This window comes from Nonomuraea zeae (genome assembly GCF_005889725.1).
Classification (GTDB): domain Bacteria; phylum Actinomycetota; class Actinomycetes; order Streptosporangiales; family Streptosporangiaceae; genus Nonomuraea; species Nonomuraea zeae.
In genome coordinates this window covers 34,239-49,906 of the sequence record NZ_VCKX01000060.1, presented here as the reverse complement: position 1 = coordinate 49,906, position 15,668 = coordinate 34,239, and the positions used below count along the sequence as shown (strand labels likewise).

Genomic DNA, 15,668 nt, shown 5'->3' with positions numbered 1-15,668 from the left:
GAGGTCGGGCGGGTCAGGCGGGTCGGGCAGGTCGGGCAGGTCGGGCAGGTCGGACCGGCCGTGCGGTCAGACGGGGATGACGCGGGCGTCGCCGGCCCGGACGGTGACCGCCTCACCGGCGGGCGTCTTCACCACGGCGTCCTCCTCCGTGTGGTTGATCGCGAACAGGTAGGAGCGGCCGCCCGGGTGCGAGCGCCGTACCACCTCCACGCCCGGCCCTGCCTCGGCGGCCGGCTCGACGCCCGCCTCGGCGCAGACCGTGGCGACGACCTCGGCGAAGGACTCGTCGTCGAACCGGGTGGTGAGATAGTGCGCGGCCCCCTCGCCCCATTCGTTGCGGGTCCAGGCGGGCTCGCCAGTGGCGTACGCGTCCAGGACCTTCGCCCCCGCGACGTGCGCCACCTCGCTCCAGACGCTCCCCGTCGCGCCGGAGCTGAGCCGGATGGGCCGCTCCAGCGGGAAGAACTCCTCGACGCTCACCCCGAGCAGGTCGCGCCACGCGCCGGGGTAGCCGCCCAGGCGCACCCGGTCGTGCTCGTCCACGATCCCGCTGTACGGCCCCACCAGCGCGACCCCGCCCCGGCGGACGAAGTCGGCCAGGTTGGCCGCCCCCGAGTCGCTCACCAGGTAGAGCGCGGGCACCAGGACCAGGCGGTAGCCGGTCAGGTCGCCCTCGGGGTGCGCGAGGTCGCTGGTGACGCCGGCCCGCCAGAGCGCGGCGTGCCATCGCTTGGCCTCCTCCACCGGGTCCAGGCCGGCGACCGGCTGGGCGGGGTGGTCCTGGGCCCACACGCTGGCGTGGTCGATCAGGATCGCGACGTCGGCGGTGACCGTGCTGCCCGCCACGTGCCCGAGCTCGCCCAGCTCCGCGCCGAGCGCGCGCACCTCGCGCCAGATCTTGGTGCCGGTGCCCGCGTGCGGCAGCATCGCCGAGTGCCACTTCTCGGCCCCGGCCCGCGAGGCCCGCCACTGGAAGAACATGATGCCGTCCGCTCCCCTGGCCAGGTGGGTCAGCGCGTTGCGGCGCAGCTCGCCGGGGGTCTTGGCGAGGTTGCGCGGCTGCCAGTTGACGGCGCTGGTCGAGTGCTCCATCAGCAGCCAGGGGCGGCCGCCGTTCAGCGAGCGCGCGTAGTCGGCGGCGAAGGCCAGGTCGATGTGCGGCTCGGGGCGGGCGCCGATCAGGTAGTGGTCGGTGGAGACCACGTCCAGCTCGGCGGCGAAGGCCCAGCAGTCCATGTCCCAGTGCGCGCCCGCCATGAGGTTGGTGGTGGCGGGCACGCCGGGGGCGAGCCGCTTGAGCAGGTCGCGTTCGGCGATGTAGAGCTCAACTAGCGCGTCGGAGCTGAACCTGCGGAAGTCGAGCTGCTGGCCCGGGTTGGTGAAGCTGGGGGTGGCGCGCGGCGGCAGGATCTGCGACCAGTCGCTGTAGCGCTGGGACCAGAACGCGGTGCCCCACGCCTCGTTGAGCGCGTCGAGCGAGGAGTGGTGCGTGCGCAGCCAGGCGCGGAAGGCCGCCGCCGAGGTGTCGCAGTAGCAGCGGGCGTTGTGGCAGCCGTACTCGTTGTGCACGTGCCACATGACCAGCGCCGGGTGGTCCCGGTAGCGGGTGGCCACCTGCTCGGCGATACGCAGCGCCTTCTCGCGGTAGATCGGCGAGCTGGGGCAGAAGCCCTGCCTGCTGCCGTGGTACAGCCGACGCCCGTCGGCGTCGACCGGCAGCGCCTCGGGGTAGGCCTCGCCGAACCAGGGCGGCGGGGAGGCCGTCGGCGTGGCCAGGTTGGCGCCGATCCCGTTCGCGGCCAGCAGGTCCATCACGCGGTCGAACCAGTCGAAGTCGAACACGCCCTCCACCGGCTCCAGCAGCGACCAGGAGAAGATGCCGACGCTGACCCTGTTGACGCCGGCCTCGCGCATCAGCGCGACGTCCTGCTCCCACGTCTCCTCGGGCCACTGCTCGGGATTCCAGTCCCCGCCGTAGGCGATGACATCCGGCATGAAGCCTGCCTTTCGAATATCTGTTAGCGCTCACAGCTTGGTACGCCAGCTTTACCGGGGATTAAAACGTTCCCTTACCGGGCCGCACAAGTCCCGGGCCCTCCCGGTGCGGAGGCCCGCCCTGGTCAGCCGGGCCGAAATCGCCGCCGCCCCGGGAGGTTCGCAGGGCGGCCCCGGTGACCGGAGCGCGCCGCGCGTCAGGAAGTGGCGGTGCCGCCGAAGAACGTTTCAATGCCTCCGTCGAGCCGGTGGTAGAACGGGCTGTCCGGGGTGATCTCCTCCCGGCGTACCGGACGGCCGGTGAAGGCCGAGGCGTACAGGCCGGTGACGAACTCCATCGCCCGCCGGCCGTCCGCCCCGCTCGCGGGCGGGCGCGCGCCGCGCTCGTAGGCGTCGAGCAGCAGGCCGAGCTGGGTGTCGTGGCTGCTGGGGACGTCGCGCGGCGGGTTCCACAGCGGCGAGGTGGAGCTCCAGTCGGCGTTGCGGTAGCCGTACAGGTGGCGCAGTTCGACCGTGGCCTCGGCGAAGTCGAAGCGCAGGTAGCTCTCCTGGCGCGGCGAGAGCACGCTGGTCACCACGGAGGCCATCGCGCCGTTGGCGAACCTGACCATGGCCATGGAGACGTCCTCGGTCTCGATCGGCCGCTCCAGCGTGCCGGCCATGGCGCGGATCTCGGCCCAGTCGCCGAACACCGAGAGCATGAGGTCCATCTGGTGCACGCCGTGCAGCACGGTGGTGCCGCCGCCCTCGGTGGCCCATTTGCCGCGGTAGGGGACGGCGTAGTAGTCGTCGCCGCGATGCCAGGTCGTCTGGCAGAGCGCCACCAGCGGCCGGCCGAGCGCGCCGCCCAGCTCGCGCAGGTGCTCGGCGCCGGAGCCGAAGCGCTGCTGGTAGACCACCGTCATGTAGGGCCCGCCGCGCCCCTCGGCCGCCTCGATCCGGTCGTACTCGGCCAGCGACAGCGTGGCGGGCTTCTCGCACCACACCCACGCCCCGGCGCCCAGCGCCGCGATCACCTGCTCGACGTGCAGATGCGGCGGCGTGCACACCATGACCAGGTCGGGCCGCTCGGCGGCGAGCAGGTCCCCCAGGTCCGGGTACGCCGAGCGCACCCCGTGCTCGGCGGCGAACGACGTCGCCCTGGCTTCGTCCACGTCCGCCACGGCGACGAGCTCCACCCGGTCGCGGTGGGCCCTGACGGCGGGCACGTGACTGTGCGCGGCGATGGCGCCGGCGCCTACGATGGCAGCCCGGATCACGAGCGCGCTCCCTAATAGAACGTTTTACTTCCGGCGCGCGACGTTAGGGTCCTCCATCGAGTCCTGTCAACGCGGATCCGCATCCCCACCGGTGCCGCGACTGGCGCACCGTGGGTTAGTACGTTTTAATTGAGCCCCATGGCCATGGTCAGCATCAAGGACGTCGCCGCCCACGCAGGCGTCTCCCCAGGCACGGTCTCCAACGTACTGAACCGGCCCGGCAAAGTCGCCCCCTCCACACGGGAGCGCGTGGAGGCGGCCATCAACGAGCTGGGGTTCGTCCGCCACGGCTCCGCCTCGACGCTGCGCGCCGGGCACAGCAGGACGATCGGCCTGAGCGTGATCGACATCGGCAACCCCTTCTTCACGGAGGTCGCGGCCGGGGTCGAGGACGTGGCCAGCGAGCTGGGCTACGCGGTCATCCTGGGCAACTCGGCCGGCTCGCTGGACAAGGAGGAGCGCAACCTGCGGGTGCTGGCCGAGCACCGGGTGCGCGGCGTGCTGATCACCCCGTCAGGGGAGGACCCGAGCCGGCTGGAGCGGCTGCGCGACCGCGACATCAGCGTGGTGCTCGTCGACCATCCCGCGCACCGGCCCGACCAGTGCGCGGTCGCCGTGGACGACGTCGCGGGCGGCCGGGCCGCCGTGGCGCACCTGCTGGCCAGAGGCGCGCGCAGCGTCGCCTACGTCACGGGCCCGCTGTCGATCAGGCAGTGCTCGGAGCGCCGCGAGGGGGCCAAGGCCGCGATGCGCTCGGCCGGGCTCGACCCCGGTGACCTGCACGTCGCGGAGGCGGCCACGATGACCGCCCGCGGGGGCGAGAAGGCGGCCGCCGACCTGATCGCCCACGGCCTGCCGGAGGCCGTATTCTGCGCCAACGACCTGCTCGCGCTCGGCGTGCTGCGCGCGCTGCTGCGGTCGGGGGTACGGGTGCCGGAGGACGTGGCGCTCATGGGCTACGACGACATCGACTTCGCCGCCGCCTCGACCGTGTCGCTCAGCTCCATGCGCCAGCCGACCTACCAGCTCGGCCGCATCGCCACCGAGCTGCTGCTCGACGAGTGCGACAACCCCGAGACGCACGCGCATCAGCACATCATGTTCCAGCCGGAGCTAGTGGCCAGGGAGTCCACCCAATGAGCAGCCGTTTCGCCGCCGTCGACCTGGGCGCGTCCAGCGGCCGGGTGATGCTGGCCGACCTCTCCGACGGGCTGCGGCTCACCGAGGCCCACCGCTTCCCCAACGGCCCGGTACGCGTCGCGGGCCGCCTCCACTGGGACATCCTGGGCCTCTACCGCGAGATCCTGACCGGCCTGCGCGCCGCGGGGCCCGTCTCCTCCATCGGCGTGGACTCGTGGGCGGTCGACTACGGGCTGCTGGACGAGTCGGGCGCGCTGCTGGGCAACCCGGTGCACTACCGCGACGACCGCACGCGCGGCGTGGCCGAGCGGGTGGCCGAGTCGGCCGGCGCCGCCGCGCTGTACGAGACGTCCGGGCTGCAGGTGCTGCCGTTCAACACGGTCTACCAGCTGCTGGCCGACCGGCTCGACGGGGCCGCGACGATGCTGCTGATCCCCGACCTGATCGGCTACTGGCTGACCGGCGAGATCGGCGCGGAGGTGACCAACGCCTCGACGACGGGCCTGCTCGACGTACGCACGAGGTCGTGGGCGTCGCCCCTGATCGAGCGGCTCGGCCTGCCGGCCGGGCTCTTCCCGCCGCTGCGCCCGCCCGGCGAGGCGGTCGGCGGCCTGCGGAGCGACGTGGCCGCGGAGATCGGCTGGTCGGCGCCCGTCATGACGGTGGCCTCGCACGACACCGCCTCGGCCGTGGCCGCGGTGCCCGCCGACGGGCCCGCCTTCGCCTACATCTCCTGCGGCACCTGGTCGCTGGCCGGGGTGGAGCTGCCCGAGCCGGTGCTCACGCCGGAGAGCCGGGCGGCGAACTTCACCAACGAGGCGGGCATCGACGGCACCGTCCGCTACCTGCGCAACGTCATGGGCCTGTGGCTGCTGCAGGAGTGCCTGCGCGCGTGGCCCGGCTCCGACCTGGGCGAGCTGCTGGCCGCCGCGGCCGGCGAGCCGGCCTTCGCCGCCGTGGTGAACCCGGACGAGCCCGCCTTCCTGCCGCCGGGCGACATGCCGGCCAGGATCGCCGCCGAGTGCGTGCGCACCGGGCAGAAGCCGCCGGCCACGCCCGCGGCCTTCGTGCGATGCGTGCTGGAGAGCCTGGCGCTCGGGCACCGGCTGGCGGTGCGGCAGGCCATGGAGCTGTCGGGGCGCGAGGTCGAGGTCGTCCATCTGGTGGGCGGCGGGTCGCGCAACGAGCTGCTGTGCCGGCTCACCGCGGACGCCTGCGGGCTGCCGGTGGTGGCGGGCCCGGCGGAGGCGACCACGTTCGGCAACGTGCTGGTGCAGGCGCGCGCGGCGGGGCTGGTCGCCGATCTGGCGGAGATGCGCTCGCTGGTCGCCGCGTCCCAGCCGCTGCGCCGCTACGAGCCGTCGGGCGACGCCCGCGCGTGGGCCGAGGCCGCCGCGCGGATCTCCTGAAACCCGCCCTCTGACCTGCTCCTTCCGGTTTTCGCCCGCTCTGACCAGGGCAGGATCGGTCCGGGGGCATCGGGGGGCTTCATGGATTTCGCGTGGCCGCTGCTGCGGCAGCTGACCGGCAAGGACCGTCTGGGGCGGGGGCAGGCGGTGAAGTCCGCCAGAACCGCGGCGCTGCGCGCCCGTACCTCCGACGCCGACCGTGTCGTCAAGTCGGTGTGCCCGTACTGCGCGGTGGGCTGCGCCCAGAACGTGTACGTCCGCGACGAGAAGGTCGTCCAGGTCGAGGGCGACCCCGACTCCCCCGTCAGCAGGGGGCGGCTGTGCCCGAAGGGCTCGGCCACCCTCCAGCTCACCACAGGTCCGGGCCGCCGGTACAAGACGCTCTACCGCCCGCCGGGCGCGGCGGACTGGCAGGAGATCGACCTGGACACCGCCATGGACATGGTGGCCGACCGGATCATCGCCACCAGGCGCGCGACCTGGGAGTGGGAGCACGACGGCAGGCGCACCGCGCGGACCATGGGCCTGGCCAGCCTGGGCGGCGCCACGCTGGACAACGAGGAGAACTACCTCATCAAGAAGCTGCTGACGGCGCTCGGCGTGGTCCAGATCGAGAACCAGGCCCGGGTGTGCCACAGCTCGACCGTGGTGGGGCTCGGCACCTCGTTCGGCAGGGGCGGCGCGACCACGTTCCTTCAGGACCTGCAGCACTCCGACTGCGTGGTCATCCAGGGCTCGAACTTCGCCGAGGCGCACCCGGTGGGCTTCCAGTGGGTGATGGAGGCCAAGGCGCGCGGCGCTGTGATCATCCACATCGACCCGCGGTTCACCCGCACCAGCGCGCTGGCCGACCTGCACGTGCCCATCCGCGCGGGCTCCGACGTGGCCTTCCTCGGCGCGATCATCAACCACGTGCTGGAGAACGACCTGTACTTCCACGAGTACGTGGTCGACTACACCAACGCGGCCGCCATCCTGAGCGAGGACTACCGCGACGCCGAGGACCTGGACGGCGTGTTCTCCGGCTTCGACGCCGAGCGGCACGTCTACTCCGACGACTCCTGGCAGTACGAGGGGACCAGGATCGCCCCCGCCTCGGGCGCCCGCGACGAGGACTACGGCCACGAGCACCCGCCCGGCCGCGGCGAGGTCTCCGGCGCCACCGGCCTGCCGCTGGACGGCACCGCGCGCCGGGACGAGACGCTGCGGCATCCGCGCTGCGTCATGCAGGTGCTGCGCCGCCACTTCGCCCGCTACACGCCGGAGATGGTCGAGCGGGTGTGCGGGGTGCCGCGGGCGCTGTTCGCGCAGGTGTGCCGGCATCTGACGGAGAACTCGGGTCCCGACAGGACCGCCGAGTTCGTGTACGCGGTGGGCTGGACGCAGCACAGTGACGGCGCGCAGTTCATCCGGGCGGCGAGCATCCTGCAGCTGCTGCTGGGCAACATGGGCCGGCCGGGCGGCGGCATCCAGGCGCTGCGCGGGCACGCCGGCATCCAGGGCTCCAGCGACATCCCGACGCTGTTCAACCTGCTGCCCGGCTACATCCCGATGCCGCACGCGCACGAGCACGAGAGGATGCGCGACTTCCTGCACGCCGACGCGCCGACCAAGGGCTTCTGGGCGAACATGCCCGCCTACCTGGTGAGCCTGCTCAAGGCGTGGTGGGGGGAGGCCGCGCAGCCGGACAACGACTTCCACTTCGACTACCTGCCCAGGCTGACGGGCTCGCACAGCACGTACGACACCGTGCTGGCGCAGCTCGACGGCACCTGCAAGGGCTACCTGCTGATGGGCGAGAACCCCGCGGTCGGCTCGGCCAACGCCAGGATGCAGCGCCTCGGCATGGCGAAGCTCGACTGGCTGGTGGTGCGCGACCTCAACCTGATCGAGAGCGCCACCTGGTGGCAGGACGGCCCGGAGATCGAGAGCGGCGAGCTGAAGACCGCCGAGATCGGCACGGAGGTGTTCTTCTTCCCCGCGGCCACCCACACCGAGAAGAACGGCAGCTTCACCAACACCAACCGCTGGCTCCAGTGGCACCACCAGGCCGTCGAGCCGGCCGGCGACGCCCGCAGCGACCTGTGGTTCATGTACCACCTGGGCCGGATCATCAAGGAGAAGCTGGCCGGCTCCACGGACCCGATGGACGCGCCGCTGCTCGACCTGACCTGGGACTACCCCGTGACGGGCGGCACGGCCGAGCCCGACGCGCAGGCCGTGCTCGCCGAGATCAACGGCTCGGACGCCGCGGGCCGGCCGCTGAGCGGCTACGCGGAGCTCAGGGCCGACGGCTCCACCGCCTGCGGCTGCTGGATCTACTGCGGCGTGTACGCCGACGGCGTCAACCAGGCCGCGCGCCGCAAACCGGCCGCCGAGCAGGACTGGGTCGCCGCCGAATGGGCGTGGGCCTGGCCGGCCAACCGGCGGGTGCTCTACAACCGGGCCTCGGCCAGGCCGGACGGCAGCCCGTGGAGCGAGCGCAAGAAGCTGGTCTGGTGGGACGCGGACGCGGGCCGGTGGACCGGCTACGACGTGCCCGACTTCGAGGTGGACAAGAGCCCCGGCTACCGGCCGGACCCGGACGCGCAGGGCGTGGCGGCCCTGTCCGGGATCGACCCGTTCATCATGCAGGGCGACGGGAAGGGCTGGCTGTTCGCGCCCACCGGGGTGGTGGACGGGCCGCTGCCCGTGCACTACGAGCCACAGGACTCGCCGGTCGCCAACCCGTTGTACGGGCACCAGCGCAACCCGGCCCGCAAGCTCTACCCGCGCGCGGACAACCGCTACCACCCGAGCGGGAACGAGCCGGGCGCGTCCGTCTACCCGTACGTGGTCACGACCTACCGGCTGACCGAGCACTTCACCGCGGGCGGGATGAGCCGGCACCAGCCGTACCTGGCCGAGCTGCAGCCGGAGATGTTCTGCGAGGTCTCGCCCGAGCTGGCCGCCGAGCGCGGGCTCGTGCACGGCGACTGGGCGACCGTCATCACCGCGCGCAACGCCATCGAGGCCAGGGTGCTGGTCACCGACAGGATCGTGCCGCTGCACCTCGACGGGCAGGTCGTGCACCAGATCGGGCTGCCCTTCCACTTCGGGCCCAACGGCCTGGCCAGGGGCGACGCGGCCAACGAGCTGTCGGCGATCGCGCTCGACCCCAACTCCCACATCCAGGAGGTCAAGGCCCTGTCGGCGGACATCAGGCCGGGGCGGCGACCGCGGGGGCCCGCGCTGCCCGAGCTGGTCAGGGCGTACCAGGAGCGGGCCGGCGTCGGCGGCGGCACCGGGACGGAGGTCTGATCGATGGCTTTCGACCTGGACGAGAAGCTCGGCGACGGGCGCGTGGGCTTCTTCACCGACACCAGCATCTGCATCGGGTGCAAGGCGTGCGAGGTGGCCTGCAAGGAGTGGAACGCCGTCCCCGAGGACGGCCTGACCTTCACCGGCATGTCCTACGACAACACCGGCGGGCTGAGCGCGGACACCTGGCGGCACGTGGCCTTCATCGAGCAGCGGCGCCCGCTCGGCCACCAGGAGCCGGGGGTGGGCGGCATCGACTTCCGCTGGCTGATGGCCTCCGACGTGTGCAAGCACTGCACGCACGCCGCCTGCCTGGACGTGTGCCCGACAGGGTCGCTGTTCCGCACCGAGTTCGGCACCGTCGTGGTGCAGGAGGACATCTGCAACGGCTGCGGCTACTGCGTGCCCGCCTGCCCGTTCGGGGTGATCGGCAAGCGCGAGAGCAGCGGCACGGCGGCCAAGTGCACGATGTGCTACGACCGGCTGGGCGCGGGCGAGGAGCCCGCGTGCGCCAAGACCTGCCCGACCGACTCCATCCAGTTCGGGAACCTGGAGGAGCTGCGCGAGCGCGCCACGCGCCGCCTGGAGCAGGTGCGCGAGGCGGGCGTCGCCTCCGCCCGCCTGTACGGCCACGACACCGGCGACGGCGTGGGCGGCACGGGGGCGTTCTTCCTGCTGCTCGACGAGCCCGAGGTGTACGGCCTGCCGCCGGATCCCGTGGTGACCACCAGAGACCTGCCGTCGATGTGGCGGCACGCCGGGGTCGCCGCCCTCGCCCTCATCGCGGGCGTCGCGGCGGCGGCCTGGAGGAGACGCTCATGAGCCAGACCGACGTCCGCCTGGACAGCACGCCCGGCCTGCGGACCGAGCGGGAGGCCACGCCCGGCTCCGCGGGCCGCAGGCGCGAGCGGCTGATGATGCCCGAGGCCGGCTTCGACTCCTACTACGGGCGGCCGGTGCTGCACGAGCCGACCTGGCAGGAGCCCGACATCGCCGGTTACCTGTTCCTCGGCGGGCTGGCGGGGGCGTCCTCGACGCTGGCCGCCGCCGCCGAGCTCACCGGCCGGCACCGGCTGGCCAGGGTGAGCAAGGTCGCGGCCGTGGGCGCGCTCGGCGGGTCGTTCTACGCGCTGATCCACGATCTGGGGCGGCCGGAGCGCTTCGTCAACATGCTGCGGGTGTTCAAGGTGACCTCGCCCATGAGCGTCGGCACCTGGATCCTCAGCCTCTACGCCCCGCAGGCCGGGTGCGCGGCGGCCGCCGACCTGACCGGGCGCTTCCCGGCGCTGGGCCGGGCCGCGGCCGTCGGGGCCGGGCTGGCCGGGCCCGCGGTCGCCACCTACACCGCCGCCCTGATCTGCGACACCGCCGTCCCCACCTGGCACGACGGGTTTCGCGAGATGCCGTTCCTGTTCGCGGGCTCGGCCACGGCGGCGGCCGGCGGGCTGGGCATGCTGGCCGCGCCGCTGTCGGAGGCGGGCCCGGCCCGCCGGGCGGCACTGTTGGGCGCGGTCGTCGAGTGCGCCGCCGCCACGCGGATGGAGCGGCGGCTCGGCGTGGTGGCCGAGCCGTTGAAGCGGAGCCGGCTGCTGCGCGCGGGAGAGGCGCTGTCGCTGGCGGGCGCGCTGGCCGGGATCACACTCGGCCGCCGCAGCAGGGTCGCGGCCATGGCGGCCGGGGCGGCGCTGCTCGCCGGGTCGGCGTGCACCCGGTTCGGGATCTTCCGGGCCGGGATGGAGTCGGCCCGTGATCCGAAGTACACCGTCCAGCCGCAACGCAGGCGGCTGGCCCAGACGAAAGCTGAGCGTGAACTCACATGAAACGAAAAGTCATCGAATATCTGCCGTTCATGGGCATCGTGCTCGTCATCTGCACCACCTCGTGGCTGGCCGGCCGGACCTTCCCCGCCCCTGCCCCGGTCAGTGAGAGCCGGGGCAGGCGAAGGAGGGTGTCCGCATGAGGCGGGCGCCCGCCGGGGAGATCTTCGGTGGGGCGTCACATCCGGGGATCAGACAGGGACGTACGATCAGCAGATGACCGAAAAGACCGAAACCGCGCCCGGCTGGCTCGCACCCGAAGAACTCGAATCGGTGCGCGGCCGGCTGCCGATCCTGTATGTCGACGCCGTTCCGGTACGGGTTGACGAGACCGGCGTGGTCACCCGCGTCGGCACGCTGCTGCGCATCGCATCGGACGGGACGGTCAGCCGGGCGCTGGTGTCGGGACGGGTGCTGCACCACGAGCGGGTCCGCGACGCGCTCCTGCGCCATCTGGAGAAGGATCTCGGTCCGGTGGCGCTGCCCAACATCCCCGTCTCCCCGCAGCCGTTCACCGTCGCCGAGTATTTCCCCACGCCCGGCGTCACCGCGTATCACGACCCGCGCCAGCACGCCGTCTCCCTGGCCTACGTCGTGCCCGTCGCGGGCGACTGCCGGCCCCGGCAGGACGCCCTCGACCTGGTGTGGTTCACCCCGGAGGAGGCGGCCTCCCCGATGGTGCAGCAGGAGATGACGGGCGGGCAGGGAGTGCTGCTGAAGCAGGCGCTCGCCTACGTCGGCCGCCTCCCGTAAGCGCGCGTCAGGGGCGCTCGGCGCCTTTGCGCACCCAGCGATAGAGCGGATCTCCCGGGCACGAGGTGTCGTAGCCATCGCGGTGGCCCTTCACCTCGCGCCCGGCGTCGCCGTGCTCGCGCAGGTATTCGATCGCGTCGACCAGGGCGTTGAGCAGGTCCTCGTTGGGCTCGGTGAATCCGGAGCTGCCGATGAGGGCGAGGATGGCGTAGTGGTCGGAGTTGAGCCCGGCGCCGTTGGCCGCCGGGAGGGCGTGCGGGCCGCGGCCCACGAACGTCTGCCGGTGCGGGCAGCAGACCATGTTGTAGCCCAGGTCGATGTAGGTCTCGCCGCGCCCGCCCGACATGTGCATGCGCTGGATGTCCCTGACCAGGTCGATGCAGCGGTCATGGTTGCCGGCGTCCGCCAGGTCCGCGGGGACCTTGCCGCCGGTGTAGTGGATCTTGACGCCTCGGGTGGACGACAGCCGCGTGTAGCGGGCGCTCGGCTTCTTCGCGTGCCATTCGGGACGAGTGATCAGATTCATGTGTTCCCCTCGTGGACGGAATGCTCTCACCTCCAGAATGTCAACATTGGGTAGTCATGTCATCACTCTTTGTTACTAGGGTGGGGTGCCGTCCTGGTGACGGTTCCATGCCATGTGACCTGCCGGTTCATCCGGCGCGGGGCGCGGACAGGTCGTAGCGGACGCCGGTGAGGTCTTCCGAGAGCTCCCACAACCGGCGGGCGGTGCCGGCGTCGCGGAGGGCGGGGTGCCCGTTCCTGACGGCGGGCTCGCCGCGCAGCTCCAGGAATCCGCCGGGCGCGACGTAGCCGCCGCCGGGCAGGCCGGGGAGCGTGGCGGCGTACAGGGAGGTCTTGGAGCCCTCCGGGGTGGGCCGGAACAGGGCGCGGACCAGTAGCGGCAGCACCGCACGGTAGAGCCGGCCACGCCCGGCGTTGGCGCCGCCGGTGAGCACGTTCGTGCGGGTCAGGCCGGGTGCGACGGCGAGGCTGCGCAGCGGCAGGCCCGCGGCGGCGGCGCGGCGGTGCAGCTCGACGGCGAAGTACAGGTTGGCCCGCTTGCTGCGCAGGTAGGCGAAGGGCGCGTAGTAGCGTCCGGCGGTCAGGGCGGCGAGCCGGAAACGGACGTAGCGGTGGCCCTCGCTGCTGACGGTGACCACGCGCGGCTCGGGCGCGGCCAGCAGGCGGGGCAGGAGCAGCCCGGTGAGCGCGTACGTGCCCAGATGGTTGATCCCGAACTGCGACTCGAACCCGTCGGCGGTCCTGGCGAACGGCACCATCGCCACCCCCGCGTTGTTGACCAGCAGGTCGATGCGGGGATGCGGGAGCCCGGCGGCGAACTTCGCGATGGACGCCAAGCTGGCGAGGTCCACCGTGGCCAGCTCGGCCCGCGCGCCGGGCGTCTCGGCGCGCAGCCGGTCGAGCGCTGCCCGGCCGCGGGCGGGGCTGCGGCAGGCCAGCACGACGTGTGCGCCGCGGCGGGCCAGCTCGCGGGCGGTGACGTAGCCGATGCCGCTGTTGGCGCCGGTCACGACGGCCACGCGGCCGGACTGGTCGGGGATGTCGTCGAGACTCCAGGCTCCGGGCATGCTGATCTCCTTCGAGGGCTATCGCAACTTTAAGTTGCGATAGGGTGATCGTGTCATTCTGCCTCTCGTAACGCAACTTGGAGTTGCAATGGATCGTGCTCAGCCGGTCGGACGCGGCGCGAAGGTGCGGGCCGCGGTCCATGCCGCCCTGCTCGCCGAGCTGGTGGAGAAGGGGTACGCGGCGCTGAGCGTGGAGAGCGTGGCCCAGCGCGCGGGGGTGCACAAGACGACCGTCTACCGGCGCTGGAAGGATCTCGCGGCGCTGCTGGTGGACGCACTGGCCGAGCACATCGCGGCCGACATCCCGATCCCCGACACCGGCACGGTCGAGGGCGACCTGCGGGCGCTCGCGCGGGCGCTGGTGGCCTCCCACGCGAGCCCCACGGGGCAGGCGGCGGTGCTGGCGGCGATGTTCACGGGAGCCGCCCACCTGCCGGAGGTCGCGGCGGCCCGGCGGCTGGTGTTCGAGGAGCGCTTCCGGCGGGCCGAGCCGGTGGTGACCCGGGCGATCGGGCGGGGGGAGCTGCCCGCGGGCACCGACCCGGCCGAGCTGCTCAAGACGATGATCTCGCCGATCTACTTCCGGCTGCTGCTGACGGGCGAGCCGGTGGACGAGGACACCGCCGACCAGGCCGTCCGGGTCACGCTGGCCGCCGCCCGCGCCGGCGCGCTCCTGCCCGCCGGCCGCTGACCGCCCGGAGCGGGTGCGTCAGCGCGCGGGGGCGTCGCCGGTGGTGTCGTGGTGGCGGCGGCGGAAGACGTGCGACCGGCCGTCCGCGTCGAACTCGGCCCTGGCGGTGATCCGGCCGCGGCCCGCGGCGGCCAGGGGGAAGCCGACCGCGATCGCCGTCCCGGGGTCCACCCGCTCCACCGGGTGCGAGCGCAGCTCGCGCGGGCCGTCCAGGCCGAGCCGGACCGAGCGCCACGGCACCGACGACCCGTTGTGCAGGGTCACCACGACCTGGCCGTCCGCGATCTCCGACCTCAGCCCGTACGGCACCCGCGGATCCTCGCCGATCGACCGGTCGAGCCGCTCCAGCAGCTCCTCGGCCAGCTCCGGCCGGGCGGCGGCGAGGTCGCGGCGCTCCCCCGGGTCGGCGGCCAGGTCGTACAGCTCGACGCGCCCCTCGGGCCCCGCGCCGGAGATGTGCGGGGCGAACCTGACCGCCTTCCACCGGCCGCGGCGGATGGCCTGGGCCTTGCGCGGCCGGTTCCACACCAGGTGGTCGTGCTTGCGCGCGCCCGCGCCGGTGAGCAGGCCGCGGAAGGAGTGGCCGTCGAGCTGCGCGGGCACCGGCACCCCGGCCAGGTCGGCCAGCGTCGGCAGCACGTCCCACGACGCGACCGGCTGCTTGACCACCCGGGCGCGCAGTCCGGGCGACCAGGCGATCAGCGGCACCCGGATGCCGCCCTCGTACACGTCGCGCTTGTCGCCGCGGAAGGGCCCGTTGGAGTCGAACAGCTCGGGCGTCACGCCCTTCTCGCTGTGCGGCCCGTTGTCGCTGGTGAACAGCACCAGCGTGCGCTCGGCCACGCCCGCGTCGCGTAACGCCCTGACGAGCGCGGCGACGTCGTTGTCCAGCCGGGCCACCTGCGCGGCGTGGCGGCGGTTCGGGCCGCTCCAGGGCCGGCTCTCGTACCGGCCGGCGTCGCCGGCGATCACGCTCGGCGAATGGGGCAGGTTGGTGGCGTAGTAGAGCAGGAAGGGGTCGTCGCCGTCCTGCCGGATGAACTCGACCGCCCGCTCGCGGAACAGGTGCGGCGCGTACGACTTGCCGTCGAGGCGGAGCTTGGCCCCGTTGTGCCACAGATACTTGGGAAAGTACTGATGGGCGTGGACGTGGCCGATGTAGCCGAAGAACTCGTCGAAGCCGCGCAGGTTCGGGTGGGAGTCCTGGCCGGGCAGCTCGGGGCCGAACCCCCACTTGCCGATGCAGGCCGTCCGGTAGCCGGACAGCTGCAGCAGCTCGGCGAAGGTGAGGTCGGCCCCGGTGAGCGAGCGCTGCGGCCCGCCCTCGGGGTTCTCGCGTACGGTGCCGTGCCCCGCGTGCAGCCCGGTGAGCAGCGCGCAGCGGGACGGCGCGCAGAGCGGCGCCCCCGAGTACGCGGTCTCGAACCGGACGCCCTCGGCCGCCAGCCGATCCAGGTTCGGCGTGCTGATCAGGCGCTGGCCCTGGCTGCCGATCTCACCCCAGCCGAGGTCGTCGGCCAGGATGACGACGAAGTTGGGCCGCGCGGGCAGCGCGGCGGCGGCCCCGAAGGCGTCGGCAGCGTCGGCCGCGGCGGGCAGCGTGACGCCGGCGAAGGTTCCGGCGAGGGTTCCGGCGAAGAAGGCGCGGCGCGAAGGCGCGTTGATCACGAAGGGCAACATATCGGAGCCCCGGGCGAATGGCGGGCAAATCG

13 protein-coding genes are annotated in these 15,668 nt (G+C 72.9%); 8 read left to right on the top strand and 5 right to left on the bottom strand.

Going from position 1 to position 15,668, the window contains the following annotated elements; translation table 11 throughout:
* Nucleotides 1–66: 66 nt before the first annotated feature.
* Nucleotides 67–1,995 carry a beta-galactosidase gene (locus ETD85_RS20780; RefSeq protein ID WP_206058425.1) on the bottom strand — a complete coding sequence of 643 codons (1,929 nt, stop codon included), beginning with the start codon at nt 1,993–1,995 and terminating at the stop codon, nt 67–69.
* Nucleotides 1,996–2,192: 197 nt separating this feature from the next.
* A complete protein-coding gene (locus ETD85_RS20775; RefSeq protein ID WP_138691409.1) occupies nt 2,193–3,254 on the bottom strand; it encodes a Gfo/Idh/MocA family protein in 1,062 nt (353 codons plus the stop codon).
* 138 nt (nt 3,255–3,392) lie between these two features.
* On the opposite strand from ETD85_RS20775, the gene ETD85_RS20770 reads away from it, so the two are divergent.
* From ETD85_RS20770 to ETD85_RS20745, 7 genes are all read left to right on the top strand, one after another.
* Nucleotides 3,393–4,394, top strand: coding sequence for a LacI family DNA-binding transcriptional regulator (locus ETD85_RS20770; protein WP_138691408.1), 1,002 nt, complete (start codon nt 3,393–3,395; stop codon nt 4,392–4,394).
* Nucleotides 4,391–5,803, top strand: a complete 1,413-nt coding sequence (locus ETD85_RS20765; protein WP_138691407.1) for a rhamnulokinase — start codon at nt 4,391–4,393, stop codon at nt 5,801–5,803. The genes ETD85_RS20770 and ETD85_RS20765 overlap by 4 nt, the downstream gene beginning before the upstream one ends.
* 81 nt (nt 5,804–5,884) lie before the next feature.
* Nucleotides 5,885–9,103, top strand: a complete 3,219-nt coding sequence (gene fdh, locus ETD85_RS20760; RefSeq protein WP_138691406.1) for a formate dehydrogenase — start codon at nt 5,885–5,887, stop codon at nt 9,101–9,103.
* A 3-nt stretch (nt 9,104–9,106) separates the two neighbouring features.
* Nucleotides 9,107–9,925 (top strand): 4Fe-4S dicluster domain-containing protein, encoded by an 819-nt coding sequence (locus tag ETD85_RS20755; protein ID WP_138691405.1) that lies wholly within the window; start codon nt 9,107–9,109, stop codon nt 9,923–9,925.
* On the top strand, nt 9,922–10,923 hold the full coding sequence (gene nrfD / locus ETD85_RS20750; protein ID WP_138691404.1) for an NrfD/PsrC family molybdoenzyme membrane anchor subunit: 1,002 nt from the start codon (nt 9,922–9,924) through the stop codon (nt 10,921–10,923). Before ETD85_RS20755 ends, nrfD begins: the two co-directional genes overlap by 4 nt.
* Nucleotides 10,920–11,063 carry a hypothetical protein gene (locus tag ETD85_RS63205; protein ID WP_170246771.1) on the top strand — a complete coding sequence of 48 codons (144 nt, stop codon included), beginning with the start codon at nt 10,920–10,922 and terminating at the stop codon, nt 11,061–11,063. Before nrfD ends, ETD85_RS63205 begins: the two co-directional genes overlap by 4 nt.
* Before the next feature lie 73 nt (nt 11,064–11,136).
* Nucleotides 11,137–11,673, top strand: coding sequence for an NUDIX hydrolase family protein (locus ETD85_RS20745; protein WP_138691403.1), 537 nt, complete (start codon nt 11,137–11,139; stop codon nt 11,671–11,673).
* 7 nt (nt 11,674–11,680) lie between these two features.
* On the opposite strand, the gene ETD85_RS20740 is transcribed toward ETD85_RS20745, so the two are convergent.
* Nucleotides 11,681–12,199 carry a peptidoglycan recognition protein family protein gene (locus ETD85_RS20740; protein WP_138691402.1) on the bottom strand — a complete coding sequence of 173 codons (519 nt, stop codon included), beginning with the start codon at nt 12,197–12,199 and terminating at the stop codon, nt 11,681–11,683.
* 127 nt (nt 12,200–12,326) lie between these two features.
* A complete protein-coding gene (locus ETD85_RS20735) occupies nt 12,327–13,265 on the bottom strand; it encodes an oxidoreductase (protein WP_138691401.1) in 939 nt (312 codons plus the stop codon).
* 88 nt (nt 13,266–13,353) lie between these two features.
* Between ETD85_RS20735 and ETD85_RS20730 the strand changes: the two genes are divergently transcribed.
* On the top strand, nt 13,354–13,956 hold the full coding sequence (locus ETD85_RS20730; protein ID WP_206058424.1) for a TetR/AcrR family transcriptional regulator: 603 nt from the start codon (nt 13,354–13,356) through the stop codon (nt 13,954–13,956).
* Nucleotides 13,957–13,974: 18 nt separating this feature from the next.
* On the opposite strand, the gene ETD85_RS20725 is transcribed toward ETD85_RS20730, so the two are convergent.
* Complete coding sequence (locus tag ETD85_RS20725) at nt 13,975–15,624, bottom strand: arylsulfatase (RefSeq protein WP_206058423.1); 1,650 nt, start codon at nt 15,622–15,624, stop codon at nt 13,975–13,977.
* Nucleotides 15,625–15,668 lie beyond the last annotated feature (44 nt).